Raw genomic sequence first — 16,492 nt, 5'->3', positions numbered from 1 at the left:
GAAAGGGTGACAAGTCATGAACGAACATGTACTAGTGATGCTGCCTCACCCCGATGATGAATCCTTTGGGGTTGCTGGTCTCATTGCACAAAGCAGAAAACGCGGAATTCCCGTCACATATGCATGCGGGACACTTGGGGAAATGGGCAGAAATATGGGAAGCCCAACATATGCTAACCGTGAAACACTTCCTGAATTAAGAAAACAGGAATTAATCAATGCCTGCAAAGAAATGGATATCACTGACTTACGTATGCTTGGACTGCGTGATAAAACATTGGAATTTGAAGACGACGAGTATTTGGCAGATGTGATGGAAACCATCATTGATGAAGTCAAACCGACACTCATTGTGACGTTTTATCCAGGACACGGTGTACACCCTGATCATGATGCGACAGGTGAAGCTGTGATTCGTGCTCTATACCGCAAGAGAAAAGAAGACCGTCCTGTCACATACTGCATGGCCATTACGAAAAATAGAGAAGAAGTGCTTGGACATGCGGATATTGTGATTGATATTACAGATGTGGCAGATATCAAATTAAATGCACTGAGAGCGCATAGAACGCAAACAGAGGGCATGCTGAGAGAGCTTGAACAAAAGCTGAAAAACAAAGAACCAGTCGTCCAAAAATGGTTTGATGAAGAAATTTTCTGGACGTATCAATGGAATGATTAAACAAAAAAGCAGCTGATGTATGTCAGTTGCTTTTTTGTGTTGTATTTAGTGATTCGATACATGCCTGAGTTGACGTTTTTGAATCAACTTAAGACGGATAAAGAGGACGATGGCACCTGCGGCAAGTCCGGCAATCAGTCCGATCCAATAACCAAACGCCCCAAATGAGGTATATGTGCCAATGAGATAACCGGCAGGAAGACCGATGACCCAGTAAGAGACAAAAGCAGCAATGAGCGTATAATTCACATCTTTATAGCCGCGCAGAGCCCCTTGAATGGGTGCAGCAATCGCATCTGACAGCTGGAAAAAGATCGCGTAAATCAAAAAGTGCTGTGTCATTTGTAAAACAGCTGATTCAGCTGTATATAAACCAGCGATCTCTGGTCTGAATAACAAGATGAGGGCGGCCGTACATAATGAGAATAAAACCGCCGTTCCAATGCCGATATAGCTGTAGCTTTGCGCGTCTTGATACCTCTTAGCCCCCGCTTCAAACCCAACAACGATCGTTAACGCCATTGAGATGCTAAGCGGTAAAATATAAAGAATAGAAGCAAAGTTCATCGCTGCTTGGTGACTGGCGATTGTAATGGTATCAAAGTGACCCATTAATAGCGTCACTGCTGCAAAGATACTCGTTTCAAAAAAGATCGCAAACCCGATAGGAAGGCCAATTTTCAGTATTTGCCCTATACGGGAGATATTCATTCGAGGCAGTTTTTGAAACAAACGAAATGAGGCAAATGGTTCTGCTTTAATGACAATACAAATACTCATGATGAAAATCGCCCAATACGTCATTGCAGATGCAAGACCGGCACCCGCACCTCCAAGCTTTGGAAAGCCCAAATTCCCAAAAATAAATACGTAATTTAAAACAAAGTTAATAGGAAGTGCTGTGAGCGTGATGAACATCGTCACACGTGTTTTCCCTAATGCATCAATAAATGACCGTAGCACCGAATAACCAAATAGCGGGAGGATGCCAAAAGCAAGAAAGCTGAGAAAATGCCGGGCAATATCCTCTACAGAGTGCTCGAGTCCAAGTCCTCCTAGTATGTAAGGAACGCTAATCGTACCAATCACAATCACAGCGATACTTAAAAGAAAGGACAAATAGATCGCCTGAAAGACAGCCCGGGGAACATCTTCTTTATGCCCAGCGCCCATCAGCTGAGCCACAATCGGAGTAACGGCCATCAAAATCCCGGCAAGTCCCGTATAAACAGGTGTCCAAATACTAGAACCGATCGCAACACCCGCAAGGTCTTCTGCACTCACTTTTCCAGACATCACCGTATCTAAAAAGGTAATAAGCGAAAGACCTGCTTGGGTAATTAAAATCGGAATCAAAATGGTTAAAAATAGTGTCAGCTTTGCTCGAATGCTATTCGTTTCTCTCATTATAAGTTCCTCTCTGAACAGAAATAACGAGAGGAATTATACCACGCTATGTAAAAAAATCAATTCTCCGTCGGATTATTTTTCTTAGATGGCTTCGTTTTTTTAAACATTTGGGCATAAATAAAAGAAAGACTGACAACACCTAAAATGCTGCAAGCATATTGGATGATTTTCTGAATGGTCATATTAAGCTCACCTCCATACAAATAGAATGTGCACAATTTGCTATTTTATAACAACAAGCGAAAGAAGGAGGGAAAAGGTCAGATGATCCATCGGACGAACGAAGAAGTGATATTTAAAGCCGGTATGAGAACACATTTGATGAACATTATGAAGGATGCAAGTGACATCATTGATTCTCTTGATGAAACAGAGCAGTGTTTACTTTGTGATCTCGAAGCATTGCATGATCAGTTTAATGAAATGCATGCAGAGGCCTCGTCGTTTTATTTACAAGCGTATATGGAAGAATTCACACCAGGATTTGCTCAATTTTCTTTAGCCATTGAGAATTTATCAAAACAAAAGCATGGAGCACTCATTGTGATTCAAAGACGCGATGAGGTTGAGGATTTTATTCAAAAAGGGACAAACCTTCATGCGAAAATTAGTGCTTCCTTAATAGAAAGCATTTTCTATCCGGGAAATCCACTGCATGACGGTGCACTTTTAGTCAAAGAAAATACACTTGTCTCTGCTGCAAATGTGCTGCCGCTTACATCAAAAAAAGTGAGTCCTTCGCTTGGCACAAGGCACAGGGCAGCGATCGGACTCTCTGGTATGACCGATGCACTTGTTCTTGTCGTGTCAGAAGAAACGGGAAAAATGTCGTTTGCGAAAGAAGGCGTGCTTTACCCGCTTACCGTAAAAGATCCGGAAATAAGAAAATAATAACGAACGCTGCATTCTTCATTCGGAAGGATGCTTTTTTATTTGCGGAGAAAAATCAGCCAATTAAGTAAAAAGTCATTTGATACAGAAAAATTTGTCATGTAGAATAGAACTATGAAACTAGCAGCGTGCTTGTTTTGACAAATTTCTAAACGTCAACTTAAAAATTCCTTAAAAAATGTTTATAAATACAACAAACAGCCGATAGAAACGATATGGCTTTGTTTTAGCATTTTGAGTTGGCTGCTTTAGCCTATTTGTTATTGCCCAACGTCTTCATGTCGAGTAATATAATAGAAATAAAGATAAAATAGTGCAAGAGAAGCAGAACCATTAAATGCTAAACTCAAAACTAGTACATAAGTCTTATTGAACAAAATCATGAAAGGCGGAGATTCCTCTATGAAGAAAAAAGTAGTAACCGGCCTCACAGTTTCAGCGATCGCTGGCTCAGCTGTGTTTGCTGCACCGGCAGAAGCACAGACGATCAAGGTGAAAAGCGGTGACTCACTTTGGAAGATTGCCGAACAGTACAATACAAGTATTTCGGAGCTTCAATCTCTTAATCAATTAAAAACGACAATGATTTTTGCAGGACAAAGCTTGAAAATTCCTGGCGAAAAAAGCAAGAAATCCAGTTCATCAACAGGGTCAAAAGCAACGAAATCAAGTGCTTCAAAGACTTCCAGCTATACTGTAAAGCTTGGCGATTCTTTATGGCTGATTGCAAAAAATCATAAAATGTCAGTTGCGAGCTTAAAAAGCCTAAACAGCTTAAACAGCGACCTGATTCGTCCTGGTCAAAAGCTAAAGGTATCTGGCAGCACGAAGACGAGCGGAAACCAGTCATCAAATTCAAACTCATCTTCAAATTCCAGCTCAAGCAATAAGACAACGAATTCAAATAGTTCATCATCAAGTACATACAAGGTTAAATTAGGGGATTCACTTTGGAAAATTGCGAATTCGCTAAATATGTCGATTGGTGAAATCAAAACATTGAACGGATTAAAATCTGATATGATTTATCCGAATCAAGTATTGAAAGTAAAAGGGACGGCTGCATCAAAACCAAGTCAGCCGAAACCTACTAAACCAAGCAATTCAAACAGTAACCAGTCTTCTAGCGGGAAAACAACATCTTATACTGTAAAATCAGGTGATTCGTTATGGAAAATTGCGAATCAATTCAAAGTACAGGTTCAATCAATCCGCACAGCCAACAACTTAAAAAGTGATGTGCTTAGAATTGGACAAGTATTAAAAATCAATGGTGCAGCTTCCGGTTCAACTGGATCGAATGGTTCTACGTCTAACGGTTCAACAAAGCCAGTCGACAATAACAAAAATGATGTACCAATGAATGCAAAGATCACGACAATGATTCAAGAGGGGAAAAAGCTGACAGGCGTTCCTTACAGATGGGGCGGTAATACACCAGCAGGATTTGACTGCAGCGGCTTTGTTTACTATCTCATTAACAAAGTTTCATCTGTATCCAGATTAAGCACAGCTGGCTACTGGAATATGATGACTCCTGTAAGCACACCACAAGTTGGAGATTTTGTTTATTTTACAACGTACAAAGCAGGCCCTTCTCATATGGGACTATACCTTGGCGGAGGAGATTTCCTTCATGCAAGTGACAATGGAGTAGGAATTTCGAACTTAAGCAACCCATATTGGAAAAAAGCCTACTTAGGTGCAAAACGTTTCTTCTAAAAAAAGCCGATTTTCGGCTTTTTTTGTTTGCCTGCTGCTGTGATTGTCCATACTGATAACAAAAGGGGGCAGTCATAAATGAAAAAGTCAGTGTGGATGATCATGATATGTTTGATCTTTACCGCATCAGCATGTCATGCACCGCCGAAAAAAGAAACGACCGAAGAAACAAGCGAAGTTTCAGCACCTAAACAAGCACCAGTCACGACGCCACTCATAAACGAAAGCGGGCAAAAAATAGGAAGCATTGAAATAAGAGAGTCCTCAGAAAATGGGCTGGATCTGCATGTGAAAGCGAAAGGGCTGCCACCAGGTCCTCACGGTTTTCATATTCATGAAACAGGAATATGTGAAACGCCAGATTTTGAAACGGCAGGAGCTCACTTTAATCCAACCCATAGAGAGCATGGTTTTGACAATCCAAAGGGGCACCATGCTGGAGATATGCCTAATTTAGAGGTGGGAGCAGATGGACAAATTGATGTTGTCGTGAATGTACCAGATGTGATGTTAAAGGGAGGCCCGAATCAATTAATCGATCAAAATGGGCGAAGCTTTATCATTCATGCAGAAGCAGATGATTACTTAAGTAACCCTTCTGGTAACTCAGGAAAACGTATCGCTTGCGGAGCGATAACAAAAGAAATGGCAAAATAACAGAAGTCTAACCTTTATGTATTGAGTGCATAAAGGTTTTTTTAGTATACTTGGTGAGGAAAATGATCGAAGAGAGGAATTAATCATACATGTTTAACGAACAATCACTCCCAGAAGAAATTCAAGCAATGATTAAAGCAAAAGCAAAAGTGCTGGAAGAAGAATTTCGTCCACTTATTGGAACAGGCGGCTATGAATCACAGGATACTTCTATCATTCAAGATGCCATGATTGCATTAGCACTAGGAAAAAACGTTCTTTTAAAGGGACCGACCGGCTCAGGTAAAACAAAACTAGCAGAAACATTATCCGCTTTCTTTCAGCAGCCGATGCACAGTGTGAACTGCTCGGTTGATCTTGATGCTGAAAGCTTGATTGGCTATAAAACCATCCACAATGATGGTCAGGTGGCTTCGATTGAATTCATTGAAGGACCTGTGACAAAAGCAATGAAAAAAGGCCATCTTTTATATATTGATGAAATCAACATGGCGAAGCCAGAAACACTGCCTATTTTAAATGGTGTACTCGATTACAGAAAAATGATGACAAACCCATTTACAGGTGAGGTTGTTAAAGCAGAAGAAGGCTTTGGGGTCATTGCGGCAATCAATGAAGGATATGTCGGCACAGTGCCTCTAAATGAAGCGTTAAAAAACCGTTTTGTGGTCATTGACGTTCCATATATCGGCGGCGGTATCCTGAAAGATGTACTGCAATCTCAATCTGTTTTAAAGGATGAGCGGTTAATTGATCAATTCGTTCAGCTCTCATCAGACCTTATTACACAAGCTCATAACGGACAGGTGAGTGAAGAAGCAGCATCCATCCGCGCGCTTCTAGATACTTGTGATCTTGCGCAATACATCCCGCCGCTTCGTGCCGTTGAACGAGGCATTGTTGAAAAGCTGGAAGATGACCGGGAAAAAGCAGCGGTAAGAAATATCGCCCAAACATTATTCGAGTGAGGTTCTAACTTTTGAAATTCATCAAATTTAATGACAGCAGAATCGATTCATTTTTATTTATGGAATTAACGGATTTAGCCAAAACGTTAGCAAAAAGTGATGATGTCGAGCTTGAATACGGTGTGCAGTCCTACTATGAACCGTTTGAAAAGAAAATTTTCATCAGTCATTTTTGGGATGATCGTAAACAAGAAGATATGCTAGCAGGGCTGAAAAGTGATGTGTTCCTTCGTGCAGTAGGCACGGTTTATAGTGATCTTACGGTATTTCAGGAGATCATTCGCTTTGCTCATACATTATCCATTCCTGATGTATGTAAACAATTGTTTATGCTGTTTGAAGATATCCGGATTGAAGAGCGGATTAAGCATGACCGCCCAGGAACAAAAAAGGTATTTAAACGAAGAAGAGAGCTGTACCGGCGTCACTTTAAGACACAATTAACGATTAACCAAGAACGAAGTATTTTAACAGATGCACTCTTTTGTGCGATTTATCTGAAGCTGACAGCTGATTCTCCGCTCGAAGAGATTCCGCCTCTTCATGAGCAGATCAACCCGATGATTCCGTTTATTGAGTCAAGTCTTGAACGTGTATATGATGCGGGTTCAACTGCAGACATCGCAGCTATTGTCAAAGAATTGATGGAAGGGTTCGATGAACTGCTTGAAAAGGATATGCTGAATACGTACTTTTTCTTCCCTGAATTGGACTATGAACAAGCGGCAAAAGAACCGCTGTTCCATGACTTAAAAAGAAAACCTACATTAAGTGAGGACATCAAAGTCGACCGAGAAAAAGAAGGCGATGAAGACATTCACCAAGAGTATATGGAAGTGTGGCATCGAGAAACCGAAGCGCCATCCAAAAGCTTCCTTCAATTTGATTTAGAGCACGGCGGTAAAAGTGATCTTGGTAAGGATGCGGCAAGAGAAGGTGATGACGGAGATCAGGCACTCGGTACTGTCCAAGGCTCTGCAAAGCAAACACACCGAAAAGATTATTCAAAGCTTGAAGCGCTGGAAGAGGCTGAAGGTGAAGAAAGCGGAGCAGATGGTCATGAGAATGGAAAAGAAAACAAATATGCGTTTCCAGTCATGATTTCACCAGATCCTCCTAAGCCAGAACAAATCGATGCCTACAAGCAGCATGCGAAGGAAATTGAGCCTTATCAGAAACGCTTAAAACAAATGATCCAAAAAACACTTGAACATAAAAAATCATGGCCTAAAACAGACCTTCATGCAGGACGTCTCAGTAAAAAGCTGATTCGCTACTTTACAGAGTCTAACCCGCGTCTTTTCTATAAAAAACAGGCACCGTCTTCTCAGATTGATGCTGTTTTCACCTTATTAGTAGACTGTTCAGCGAGCATGTTTGACAAGATGGATGAGACGAAAAAAGGCATTGTTCTCTTTCATGAAGCGTTAAAATCCGTGCAAGTCCCACATCAAATTGTTGGGTTTTGGGAAGATACAAACGACGCAACAGAAACAAGTCAGCCAAACTACTTCAACACAGTTGTGTCGTTCAAAGATTCTCTATTTGACGCAGGGCCTTCTATTATGTCTCTTGAGCCAGAAGAGGATAACCGGGATGGCTATGCGATCCGCCAAATGACAAAGATGATTTTAAAGCGAAGAGAAGAGCAAAAGTTTCTGATTGTCTTTTCAGACGGAGAGCCAGCTGCGTTCAGCTACGAACAAAATGGGATTGTCGATACACATGAAGCAGTTCTTGAAGCGAGGAAAAAGGGCATTGAGGTGATCAATGTGTTTTTATCCAATTCGCCGATAGAAGAAGCACAGATGAAAACCATTCAAGATATGTATGGCAAGTTCAGCATTTTTGTACCAGATGTCGATACATTGCCAGATGTTTTATATCCATTACTGAAGAAACTGCTGCATAAAAGCATTGGGGCATAAGGTTTTGCCCCTTTCTTCAAATTATTTTTCGGAATGATTTAAATTTTTTGTTTTTCTGTGAATTTTTTATCTTTAATTGAACAAAGAATGTAGAAAGTAATCCAAAACAGTGGTAGAATATTATTGGAAGCGTTTTATTACATAAATTTGGTCATTGTGTTCTGGAAGTTATATCGAGATAGTGTTCAATCACTTGATGATCAAAGTTGGGGGTAGTGTTCAAAATGTTTCAAAATGATGTGAAACAACCGTTGAGTTGGGAAGAATTTCATGGTCCGAACCTCGGCTATGTGCTCGAGCTCTACGATCAGTATGTCCAGGATCCTACTAGTGTTGATGAAGATCTAAGAGGCATATTTGATGAACTTGGTGCACCACCGAGTGAAATGAAGGAGGAAATTGGGAAAAAAGAAAATAGCGTAGTTACTTCTGAACAAATCCAAAAGATAGCATCAGTCGTTAAACTGGCAGAAGACATCAGAACGTATGGCCATTTAAATGCTTCCGTCAATCCTCTTCGCAAAGAAAAGGAATTACAAGAGCTGTTTCCTTTAAAGGAGTACGGTTTAACAGAAGAAGATGTCAAGAATATTCCGATATCTATTATTAGTCCGGATGCACCAAAACACATTTCAAACGGCATAGAAGCCATTAACCATTTGAGAAATACGTATAAACGTACCATTTCATTTGAGTTTGATCACGTGCATGACTTCGAAGAGCGAAACTGGCTCTCAAAATCAATTGAATCTGGTGAACTATTTAAGAAAAAACCAGCAGATAAATTAGTTTCTGTTTTCAAGAGATTAACAGAAGTTGAGCAGTTCGAGCAGTTTCTTCATAAAACATTTGTTGGGCAAAAGCGCTTCTCTATAGAAGGTTTAGACGCACTTGTCCCAGTACTTGATGAAATTATTTCAGAGTCTGTTACACAAGGGACTTCAAATATTAACATTGGAATGGCACACAGAGGCCGTTTAAATGTATTAGCACATGTGTTAGGAAAGCCATATGAGATCATTTTCTCAGAATTCCAGCATGCGCCAAATAAAGAGCTCGTTCCATCAGAAGGCTCTATTGGCATCAGCTACGGATGGACAGGGGATGTTAAGTACCATCTTGGAGCTGACCGTCAAATCAAAGACGAAGATACAAAGAGTGCGAGAGTTACGCTTGCTAATAACCCAAGTCACTTGGAGTTCATTGATCCAATCATTGAAGGAAGCACGCGTGCCGCTCAGGAATCACGTACTCAAAAAGGCTATCCAGTTCAAGACGTTGAAAAAGCGTTAGCCATCTTAATTCATGGGGATGCAGCATTCCCTGGAGAAGGAATTGTGGCAGAAACATTAAATTTAAGCCAACTTGTAGGCTATCAAGTAGGCGGAACCATCCATATTATTGCCAACAATATGATCGGGTTTACAACAGAAAGCAATGAATCCCGCTCGACGAAATATGCGAGTGACCTTGCAAAAGGATTTGAGATCCCTATTGTTCACGTCAATGCAGATGATCCAGAAGCGTGTTTAGCGGCTGTTCAGCTGGCTGTAGAATACCGCAAACGCTTCAAGAAGGATTTCCTTATTGACTTGATCGGTTACCGCAGATACGGTCATAACGAAATGGATGAGCCTTCTACAACTCAGCCAATGCTGTACGATGCGGTCAGAAAGCACAAAACGGTCAAGAATATCTTTGCAGATAAACTTGTCTCAGAAGGTCTTTTGACAAAAGAGCAGCGTGAAGAAATCGAGCAGGCTGTGACAGCAAAAATAGAAGAAGCTTATAAAAAGGTGCCTTCAAAGAAAGAGCATACGATTCAAGAAATCGAACTGCCAGAGCCTGTATCAAACGGCTTCCCAGCAGTTGATACATCAGTAGAATTTGATGTACTCAGAAAGCTGAATGAAGAATTGATCAGCTGGCCGAATGATTTCCAAGTATTTGGTAAGCTGAAGCGGATCCTTGAAAAACGTGCAAAAGTGTTTACAGATGACCGTAAAGTAGAATGGTCACTTGGGGAAGCACTCGCATTTGCATCTATATTAAAAGACGGTACGCCAATTCGAATGACCGGACAGGATTCAGAGCGTGGTACTTTTGCTCAAAGAAACCTTGTTCTTCACGACAGTCAAACGGGAGATGAATTTATTGCTCTTCATGAACTAAGTGATGCGAATGCATCGTTTACAGTCCATAACAGTCCACTGTCAGAAGGCTCAGTCATCGGGTTTGAATATGGTTATAATGTCTATTCTCCTGAAACGTTAGTGATTTGGGAAGCTCAATTCGGAGACTTCGCAAATGCGGCTCAAGTGTATTTCGATCAATTTATCTCAGCTGGCCGTGCAAAATGGGGACAAAAATCAGGTTTAGTCATGCTGCTGCCGCATGGATATGAAGGACAAGGTCCTGAGCATTCAAGTGGAAGAACAGAACGCTTCCTGCAATCAGCTGCTGAGAATAACTGGACAGTTGCGAACCTGACTAGTGCAGCGCAATATTTCCATATTCTTAGAAGACAGGCGAAAATGCTGCTTCGTGAAGAGATTCGTCCGCTTGTCATTATGACACCGAAGAGTCTGCTTCGTAACCCGAACACATTGTCTGAAGTCCAAGAATTAACAGATGGACAGTTCCGTCCAGTTCTTGAACAGCCGGGTCTTGTACATGATCACGAAAAAGTATCGCGTCTCGTGCTATCTAGCGGGAAGGTATCCATTGATATTAGTGATCGTTTTACTCAAATGGAAGAGCCGAAAGATTGGCTTCACGTTGCAAGAGTGGAACAGCTATATCCGTTCCCAGCCAAAGATATTAAAGGAATTTTAACAAAGCTGACAAACTTAGAAGAAATCGTATGGGTGCAAGAAGAACCGCAAAATATGGGAGCTTGGGGATACATTGAGCCATATTTACGTGAAATTGCACCTGAAAAAGTAAAAGTACGTTACATCGGCCGAAGAAGACGTTCAAGTACGGCTGAGGGTGATCCAACTGTGCATAAAAAAGAACAAGAACGAATTGTATCTGATAGCTTGACTCGCAAAAACTAAGGGGGAAATGAAAAATGGCGGAAATTAAAGTACCTGAATTAGCGGAATCAATCTCGGAAGGAACGATTGCTCAATGGCTAAAGCAGCCGGGCGATTATGTGGAGCAGGGGGAGTACCTGCTGGAACTTGAAACAGATAAAGTCAATGTCGAACTGACTGCTGAAGAATCTGGTGTATTAAAAGAAGTACTGAAAGATTCTGGTGACACTGTACAAGTTGGAGAGGTCATCGGAACGATTGCAGCAGGTGAAGCTGGCGGAAGCGAGTCCGCAGCTCCAGCACCTGAGCAAGCTTCTGCACCAGCTTCGAAAGAAGAACCGGCAGCTGCTCAAAAAGAAGAAGCAGTGAAAGAAGAGCCGAAAGCTGGTAATGGCAGAACTATCGCTTCTCCTGCAGCTAGAAAATTAGCGAGAGAGAAGGGGTTAGACTTATCTGAGATTCCAACCGTAGATCCGCTGGGCAGGGTACGAAAGCAGGATGTCGCTTCTTATCAAAAGAATGAAGCACCTGCAAGTGCACCGAAAGCCGCGCCAAAAGCAAATGCTGCGGTGCAAACTGAACAAACAGGAAAGCCTATTGAACGTGAAAGAATGTCACGCCGCAGACAAACAATTGCAAAACGTTTAGTTGAAGTTCAACAAACGGCTGCGATGCTGACGACATTTAATGAAGTCGATATGACAGCTGTGATGGATTTAAGAAAGCGTCGTAAAGATGCCTTCCTAGAACAAAATGATGTCAAGCTTGGCTTCATGTCCTTCTTTACAAAAGCAGTTGTAGCAGCACTGAAGAAATATCCGCTGCTTAACGCAGAAATTCAAGGTGATGAGCTTGTCTTGAAGAAATTCTATGACATCGGCATCGCTGTTGCTGCAAACGAAGGACTTGTCGTACCGGTTGTCCGTGATGCAGACAGATTGTCATTTGCGGGGATTGAAAAAGAAATTGGTCATCTTGCGAAAAAAGCAAGAGATAACAAATTGTCTCTTAATGAGTTACAAGGTGGATCATTCACGATCACAAACGGCGGAACATTTGGTTCTCTGCTATCAACTCCGATTTTAAACAGTCCGCAAGTTGGAATTTTAGGGATGCATAAAATTCAGCTTCGTCCTGTGGCGATTGATGAAGAACGTTTTGAGAACCGTCCGATGATGTATTTAGCTCTTTCTTATGACCACCGTATTGTCGATGGTAAAGAAGCAGTTGGATTCCTCGTTACGATTAAAAATCTGCTTGAAGATCCTGAGCAGCTATTACTTGAAGGTTAATCTTCAATTATAAAAAGCTAGCACCTGTTAAGGTGCTAGCTTTTTTTCTTTTCACTGTCATGTTGTCCTCGTTTTGACCAATACGTCGCAAGCCAGGAACCAGATAAATTATGCCACACACTAAAAATTGCACTTGGTACGGCTGCGAGCGGTGAGAAGTGTGCTGTTGCTAGCGCTGCACCGAGCCCGGAGTTTTGCATGCCTACTTCGATCGAGATCGCTCTACGAGAAGGAATATCCATTCTGCACCACTTTGCGATCAGGTAACCAAATAAGAGACCAAGTCCATTATGTAATATAACAACGGCAAATATCAGTAATCCAGATTGAAGAATCTGCTCTTTATTTGCACTGACAACCGCTGCAATGATCAACACAATTCCAGCAACAGATACAAGCGGCAATGCTTGAACTGCATAGTTTACTTGTTTTTTGAAAAATACCTTAACGATAACTCCTAGGATAATAGGAATTAGCACAACTTGGACAATCGACAAAAATAATGCCTCCGGTGATACAGGTAACCATGATCTTGCAAAAATATAGATAAAGAGAGGCGTTAAAAAGGGAGCAAGAAGGGTCGATATAGTTGTGACCGCTACGGATAATGCCATATTGCCTTTTGCCAAGAAGGTCATGACATTGGATGCTGTACCGCCCGGGCAGCAGCCCACAAGAATAACGCCTACAGCAATTTCAGATGGCAGCCGTAATCCGTAAGCTAATAGAAAGGCGATCAGCGGCATGAGTGTGTACTGCGCCAAAACCCCGATTAACACATAGAGAGGTTTACGAAAAAGCTCCTTAAAATCTTCACCAGATAACGTAAGCCCCATCCCAAACATAATGACACCTAATAAAAAAGGGATATACGGTCCAATCTGAGAAAATACGTCAGGAAAAGTAAATCCAAGACATGCAAAGATAATGACCCAGATTGCAAAGGTTCTTCCTGCAAATTGACTAATGGTTAAAAGAATGTTCATTCATTGCTTCATCTCACTTTCCTCACATATCTTTCCTATTTTAAACGAATTTTCTGAAAAAACAACCCATTCTTTATAAAGGTGTTAATAATAAAATTATGTAAACTGAAAATACCCCATATAAGCATTAGCCTATATGGAGCATCGTTTTAAAAAGGGGTCCATCTCACTTGTTGTGCCTGCTTAAGCCTAGCTTCTGGCTCACGCCAGTCGACCACACTCCACCAACGATCTACGTATTTCGCTTTTTCATTCAGATATTGAAGGTAGTAGGCGTGCTCCCATACATCAAGGGCTAGAAGGGGGATCACGTCCCATTGTGACAAAAATTGATGGCGTTCTGCTTGTAAAATCTCTAATCGCTGAGATCTGGGCGCCCATACGAGAATGGCCCAGCCAACACCCTCTACTTGTTTGGCCGCTGCTGAAAATTGAGATTTAAATGCATCATAGCTGTCAAACGATTGTTCAATGAGACGAAGCATTTGTCCAGTGGGCTTTCGTTTTCCTGAAGGACTCATGGAAAACCAAAAAATACAATGTAAATAGTGCCCCGCACCATTGAAGGCAAGCTCCCGTTCCCAATGCTTAATCATTTTAAAATCATTGGTTCTTCTTGCATTTTTTAATGCAAGCTCAGCTTGGTTCAAACCATCTACATATGATTGATGATGCTTCTGGTGATGCAAATACATAATTTCTTTTGATATAAACGGTTCTAGTGCATCATACCGGTAAGGGAGAGGAGGTAACTTGTGACTTCCAGCTGCTACCTCTCGCATGTCTTCTTGTGGGTTCATGTCCTCAGCAATACGTTCTGCCAGTTCGTACCACTCTTGTTCACTGGAATGTTCATCATCCATTGAGAACCATAAATGGTCTACTTTCTGACGGATGTTGTCATCTTGAATCGCGGGTTGAATGGAGCTAAGCCACTCTTTGAGCTGCAAACGGTACTCTTCCTTATTCATTCTTACGCCTCATTTCTTCTAAAAATGTGGAACAAGCCATCATCGGAAAGACAAATGGGTAGCTATGATAAGTGATGTAAAATTGCTTTGGCAGGCCAATGCCTACTGGATAGTGCAAGGCTTCATTCGTGTGCTGATGATGGATCAAAAATGAGATGGCTTTTAAAATCGTTTTGTCATCGGGCTTCTCATATTGTAAAAGTGCCTCTGCTGCCCAAGCCGTCTGAACCACTGTGCCAAACGGGAGGGGGACATACGTTTTTACCTCTGCACTTTTACATGATTCTCCGAAGCTGCCATCTTCTCGTTGAATCTGCTTTAAAAATCGGCATGCTTTTTGGACAGCAGGATGGGTGGAGGGGATGCCGGCAGCTTTTAGACCTGTTAATGCTGCCCACGTTCCATAAATATAGCAAACACCCCATCTGCCAAACCATGATCCATTTTTCTCTTGATGATCTAGGAGCCACTTGACACATTGGTCTTTTTGCCTGTGAATAGGCGGTGACATGTTTTTCTCTTCAAGACCAATGAGATGAAGCACGCGGCCTGTAATATCGGGAGTCGATGGATCAATTGCTGCATCCTCCGCAGATTCAAGCGGCAGATGTCGAAGCAGGAAGTGATCTTGATTTTTTTCAAAAGCAGAAAACCCGCCATCACGGTTTTGCATGGAAAGAAGCCAATTGAATCCTCGATTCCACTGAACTGGTGCGTACGTTCGAGGAATGGCTTTTAAGACAATTTGCGTATCATCACAATCAGGGTTATTCGTATTGATATCTGAAAAACCAAAGCCTCCCGGAGCAGCATGCCGGTTATGAATCGCCCAATCTGCTTTCTTCATTTGCTGCCGGTTCAGTAAGTATGAGAAAGATTTTGTGATGACTGGGTCTTCTTGTTTTTTGCCAGCTTTTTGAGAAGCATAACTGACAAGCGCTGTATCCCAAACTGTGGATGTGGAATTTTCTGCATACATTCTGCCCTGACAGTCAGTGACTAGCTTTTTCATGCCTTTGACTGCTTTTAAAATGAGATGATGTCCTGGGGAGTACCCAAGACTCATAAGTGCGTAGACCATAAAAATACTTGCACTTAAATAGCTGTACAGTGTGCCATCTTTTTCGAGGCGGTCAAACATATATCGCTTTGCTGCTTCATATCCGAAAAAGTCCAGCCGGCTGTCGAGTGCTGTATACGATCGCATGTAAGTCAGAAAGTGATGAGTGGAACGTTCTTCTCTTGCCATAAACCAGTCAAATGGATTCTTAGACATGTTTGCATCAAGGTGTGCTAGGCTTGGAAATTTCTCATGAGAAGTATATCGTTTGTTGAGTGCAATCATCATTGGCACAAAGTGAATTCTTGCATATGCACTAAGATGATAGAAGTGAAGCGGAAAGTATGTAGGGATGAGTAAAAAGGAAAGTGGTGCATAGAAGTACGGCCAAGGGTGCATGCCGTTGACGGCGAGCATCCACTTTGTCATAAAGTGAACGTTCTTTAATCCGCCATTTGATCGAATATATTGCGCTGCTTTTTCCATATGAGGCTCATCTTGTTGAAACCTGCCTGAAACGAGCATTCCGCAATAGCCCTGCACAGTGGCTGTTACATGTCCCGTTTGATCATGATACAAAGAAAAAGACCCATCCTCATTTTGCTTTTCGCGTATCGCTTCTGCTAATTGATCAACGAAAGCCTGATCCGTATCGCCGACAGCCTTTAACAGCATAATCAAAAAAGCATTTGTCATCATTGGACCTTCAAAGCAGAAAACAAAGGCGCCATCTTCTCGTTGTCTTCGCTGCATCTCTATGTGCAATTCTTCGATAAATTCGTTTACTTTTAATTTAAAATCTTGCATATGCGGCCATGCTCCTTTCCTTTCATACTATATTCAGGAGCCGGCCTGTCACATGCAAACACAAAAAAGCCGATGACACG

General features: G+C 41.7%; 13 protein-coding genes. 8 read left to right on the top strand and 5 right to left on the bottom strand.

Annotated elements, in window-relative coordinates; genetic code table 11:
- Positions 1-16: 16 nt before the first annotated feature.
- Complete coding sequence (bshB2, locus tag NSS65_RS09950) at positions 17-682, top strand: bacillithiol biosynthesis deacetylase BshB2 (RefSeq protein ID WP_024428328.1); 666 nt, start codon at positions 17-19, stop codon at positions 680-682.
- A gap of 45 nt (positions 683-727) precedes the next feature.
- Here the strand turns inward: bshB2 and NSS65_RS09945 are convergent, their stop codons facing one another.
- Positions 728-2,089 carry an MATE family efflux transporter gene (locus NSS65_RS09945; RefSeq protein ID WP_326134789.1) on the bottom strand — a complete coding sequence of 454 codons (1,362 nt, stop codon included), beginning with the start codon at positions 2,087-2,089 and terminating at the stop codon, positions 728-730.
- 59 nt (positions 2,090-2,148) lie between these two features.
- Positions 2,149-2,274, bottom strand: coding sequence for a hypothetical protein (locus NSS65_RS09940; protein WP_008359993.1), 126 nt, complete (start codon positions 2,272-2,274; stop codon positions 2,149-2,151).
- A gap of 82 nt (positions 2,275-2,356) precedes the next feature.
- On the opposite strand from NSS65_RS09940, the gene cdaS reads away from it, so the two are divergent.
- The 7 genes from cdaS (at position 2,357) to odhB (ending at position 12,588) form a co-directional block, all read left to right on the top strand.
- On the top strand, positions 2,357-2,983 hold the full coding sequence (gene cdaS, locus NSS65_RS09935; RefSeq protein WP_024422691.1) for a sporulation-specific diadenylate cyclase CdaS: 627 nt from the start codon (positions 2,357-2,359) through the stop codon (positions 2,981-2,983).
- A 402-nt stretch (positions 2,984-3,385) separates the two neighbouring features.
- Positions 3,386-4,705 carry a peptidoglycan endopeptidase gene (locus tag NSS65_RS09930; protein WP_041117706.1) on the top strand — a complete coding sequence of 440 codons (1,320 nt, stop codon included), beginning with the start codon at positions 3,386-3,388 and terminating at the stop codon, positions 4,703-4,705.
- Between the two features lie 78 nt (positions 4,706-4,783).
- Positions 4,784-5,362 (top strand): superoxide dismutase family protein, encoded by a 579-nt coding sequence (locus NSS65_RS09925; protein WP_034280578.1) that lies wholly within the window; start codon positions 4,784-4,786, stop codon positions 5,360-5,362.
- 89 nt (positions 5,363-5,451) lie between these two features.
- Positions 5,452-6,330 (top strand): MoxR family ATPase, encoded by an 879-nt coding sequence (locus NSS65_RS09920; RefSeq protein ID WP_034280579.1) that lies wholly within the window; start codon positions 5,452-5,454, stop codon positions 6,328-6,330.
- Between the two features lie 11 nt (positions 6,331-6,341).
- Positions 6,342-8,258: a VWA domain-containing protein gene (locus NSS65_RS09915; protein ID WP_046311478.1), complete on the top strand. Its 1,917-nt coding sequence runs from the start codon at positions 6,342-6,344 to the stop codon at positions 8,256-8,258.
- Between the two features lie 224 nt (positions 8,259-8,482).
- Positions 8,483-11,317, top strand: coding sequence for a 2-oxoglutarate dehydrogenase E1 component (gene sucA, locus NSS65_RS09910; protein WP_034280582.1), 2,835 nt, complete (start codon positions 8,483-8,485; stop codon positions 11,315-11,317).
- Between the two features lie 14 nt (positions 11,318-11,331).
- Positions 11,332-12,588: a 2-oxoglutarate dehydrogenase complex dihydrolipoyllysine-residue succinyltransferase gene (gene odhB, locus NSS65_RS09905; RefSeq protein WP_046311476.1), complete on the top strand. Its 1,257-nt coding sequence runs from the start codon at positions 11,332-11,334 to the stop codon at positions 12,586-12,588.
- Positions 12,589-12,623: 35 nt separating this feature from the next.
- On the opposite strand, the gene NSS65_RS09900 is transcribed toward odhB, so the two are convergent.
- The 3 genes from NSS65_RS09900 to NSS65_RS09890 form a co-directional block, all read right to left on the bottom strand.
- Positions 12,624-13,574 (bottom strand): bile acid:sodium symporter family protein, encoded by a 951-nt coding sequence (locus NSS65_RS09900; RefSeq protein ID WP_034280586.1) that lies wholly within the window; start codon positions 13,572-13,574, stop codon positions 12,624-12,626.
- Positions 13,575-13,723: 149 nt separating this feature from the next.
- Positions 13,724-14,545: a superoxide dismutase gene (locus NSS65_RS09895; RefSeq protein ID WP_034280588.1), complete on the bottom strand. Its 822-nt coding sequence runs from the start codon at positions 14,543-14,545 to the stop codon at positions 13,724-13,726.
- A complete protein-coding gene (locus tag NSS65_RS09890; protein ID WP_144496159.1) occupies positions 14,538-16,412 on the bottom strand; it encodes a prenyltransferase/squalene oxidase repeat-containing protein in 1,875 nt (624 codons plus the stop codon). Before NSS65_RS09890 ends, NSS65_RS09895 begins: the two co-directional genes overlap by 8 nt.
- Between the last annotated feature and the right edge of the window lie 80 nt (positions 16,413-16,492).

The sequence above is a fragment of the Bacillus sp. FSL K6-1006 genome, from assembly GCF_038593175.1.
GTDB lineage: Bacteria > Bacillota > Bacilli > Bacillales > Bacillaceae > Bacillus > Bacillus safensis.
This window is presented reverse-complemented; position numbering and strand designations above follow the sequence as displayed.

Bases quoted from the DNA above. Each gene is read 5' to 3' on its own strand.
- NSS65_RS09920 (WP_034280579.1), top strand. From the start codon at position 5,452: ATGTTTAACGAACAATCACTCCCAGAAGAAATTCAAGCAATGATTAAA.
- bshB2 (WP_024428328.1), top strand. From the start codon at position 17: ATGAACGAACATGTACTAGTGATGCTGCCTCACCCCGATGATGAATCC.
- NSS65_RS09900 (WP_034280586.1), bottom strand. From the start codon at position 13,574: ATGAACATTCTTTTAACCATTAGTCAATTTGCAGGAAGAACCTTTGCA.
- NSS65_RS09895 (WP_034280588.1), bottom strand. From the start codon at position 14,545: ATGAATAAGGAAGAGTACCGTTTGCAGCTCAAAGAGTGGCTTAGCTCC.
- NSS65_RS09925 (WP_034280578.1), top strand. From the start codon at position 4,784: ATGAAAAAGTCAGTGTGGATGATCATGATATGTTTGATCTTTACCGCA.
- NSS65_RS09890 (WP_144496159.1), bottom strand. From the start codon at position 16,412: ATGCAAGATTTTAAATTAAAAGTAAACGAATTTATCGAAGAATTGCAC.
- NSS65_RS09930 (WP_041117706.1), top strand. From the start codon at position 3,386: ATGAAGAAAAAAGTAGTAACCGGCCTCACAGTTTCAGCGATCGCTGGC.
- sucA (WP_034280582.1), top strand. From the start codon at position 8,483: ATGTTTCAAAATGATGTGAAACAACCGTTGAGTTGGGAAGAATTTCAT.
- odhB (WP_046311476.1), top strand. From the start codon at position 11,332: ATGGCGGAAATTAAAGTACCTGAATTAGCGGAATCAATCTCGGAAGGA.
- cdaS (WP_024422691.1), top strand. From the start codon at position 2,357: ATGATCCATCGGACGAACGAAGAAGTGATATTTAAAGCCGGTATGAGA.
- NSS65_RS09945 (WP_326134789.1), bottom strand. From the start codon at position 2,089: ATGAGAGAAACGAATAGCATTCGAGCAAAGCTGACACTATTTTTAACC.
- NSS65_RS09940 (WP_008359993.1), bottom strand. From the start codon at position 2,274: ATGACCATTCAGAAAATCATCCAATATGCTTGCAGCATTTTAGGTGTT.